Below are 1,882 nucleotides of genomic sequence, written 5' to 3' on the forward strand. Positions count from 1 at the left end.
CTTCCAAAGGCTACCCAACGCCACAAAAAAAAGCAGTCCTTCTGAAAAACTGCTTTGCACCTCTAAATTCTAAAAACGACATCCCCATAAGAGGACCATCATACTGCTGAAAAGCCACCGGAGCTTCCGTTCAACGGGCTTTCATTTCTTGTCTTGCAGACAAAACGAAAGCTTAGTTATTGTACGATGTTTTAATCTTCTAATTCTATTGGATTATAACCTTTTTTGTCCCTTTCATCTATTCTATTTCTTTCAATTTTATTGGAGAAACTTGTACCTGTATTTTCTAATTCATATTTAATATTCTCTCTGAAATTCTTTCTTGCTTGAATTAATTCACTTTTCGTAACTTGTTTCGCTTTTTCGTAATGCATTTTATTAACTGATACGGTCATTCCTTTTAAATTTGAACTTGCTACTGATTTTACAAGTTCAAAATCATAATCTCCAGTTTTATCAGTTATTTTTATGATTAAACCTGGAAGACCATTAAATTTATAAGGTCCATACGGAAAAGGTAATGCTGTGGAATACCACGCAGTCCAATCTCTTCCCTTATATCTAACTTCTGCTTTTTTACATTCTATGCCGTTAATTTTTTTGTTTTCAGTACTTAATTTCCAATCTTTTATTATCGGGGAATTATAAAATAACACACTTCTTCCAATTCTTTCATAATAATTAGAACCATCACTTGTTTGGATGATTAAAAATTTTGATGTTGGCTTGTTCGGAAAATTTCTCATGTCAATATTAGTTTTATTGGTTTTAAATTGAGAGATGAAAATTGAATCAAATTTCAATTTATTTTCGCTTATAAAAAAAGCCTTATCTTGACTTATCTGAAAAGTGAAAAGTTCTTGAACAATATGATTTGGATTCAAAGTATTTGGTTTATATTGAAATAAATAGGTAAATTCTCCAAGTAATTTATTATCATTATCAATTTGTGAAAAAGATAAAGAAAAAAATAGAAAAAAAAATATTTTTAGTAATTGATTATTAATGAATTTCATATCACACTATTTTTTTATAAAAACCGCTCAAAAAAAATTATCATTAAAAATTTTATTGAGCGGTTAAAAATTAATATAATTAAAAGTACTTTAATATTAATTAGAAACTTTTAAGGTTGAAAAGGACTATCAATCATACAATAGTTATTCTGTATATTATCAGCCCATTCATACACACGCTCCATAGGAGTATCTTCAGGCCAACAACTGTATGCAGAAGTACAAGTTGCATGAAAAACAACACATACTTGTTCAATCATTAGCTTATTTTCCAAAGTGTTTGTTTGTTCAAGATTCGTAACCACTTCTTGAGCACTAGTAATTTCATTTTCACTAATTGGTAAATTGTTATTAGCACTCATGATTCCAGCTGTCAAAACACCAGCCATAATAATAATTTTTTTCATTGTCTTAATTTTTAAATTAATAAATCATTTAATTGTTAATATTCTAAAAAAACGCTTTCTGTGTTGTCACAGCGTTTCGTCTATTTTCATTTTTGCAAATCTCTTCCAATCCATTTCTCAACTACATTAATGTTTCAAAAACGATATTCTGATAACGTGCGTTCAATTAAAATATCGTACAACGGAAAAAGTATTGGCGAAGGACGGGCTACTTTGCTGGCAATTTCAAAGGAATACCTAACCTGAGCAAAATGCTTTTTCAGATTTCTAAATTACGGAAAAAAGAAATATGAAAAGCATTTTGCGGATATTGCTAACTGAATTCTCAAAGACAATATTCACCCCGTCTTTTGCCAATACACTGTTGAACTAAACCTCCGGTAGCTTTTCCCATTCGCCGTTTTAGTAACTTTGTTTTTATTAACCTTTTAAAAACTCATGAAATGGCTACAAAAAAAA

At 29.5% G+C, this 1,882-nt stretch carries 2 protein-coding genes; both read right to left on the reverse strand.

The genetic code is table 11. The features are described from left to right. Positions 1 to 191 precede the first annotated feature (191 nt). Positions 192 to 1,016: a GLPGLI family protein gene (locus AP75_RS13875; protein ID WP_031503014.1), complete on the reverse strand. Its 825-nt coding sequence runs from the start codon at positions 1,014 to 1,016 to the stop codon at positions 192 to 194. A 110-nt stretch (positions 1,017 to 1,126) separates the two neighbouring features. Continuing rightward, on the reverse strand, positions 1,127 to 1,423 hold the full coding sequence (locus tag AP75_RS13880; protein WP_031503016.1) for a hypothetical protein: 297 nt from the start codon (positions 1,421 to 1,423) through the stop codon (positions 1,127 to 1,129). Positions 1,424 to 1,882: the final 459 nt, after the last annotated feature.

It is taken from the genome of Kaistella haifensis DSM 19056, from assembly GCF_000735695.2.
GTDB classification, from domain to species: Bacteria; Bacteroidota; Bacteroidia; order Flavobacteriales; family Weeksellaceae; genus Kaistella; species Kaistella haifensis.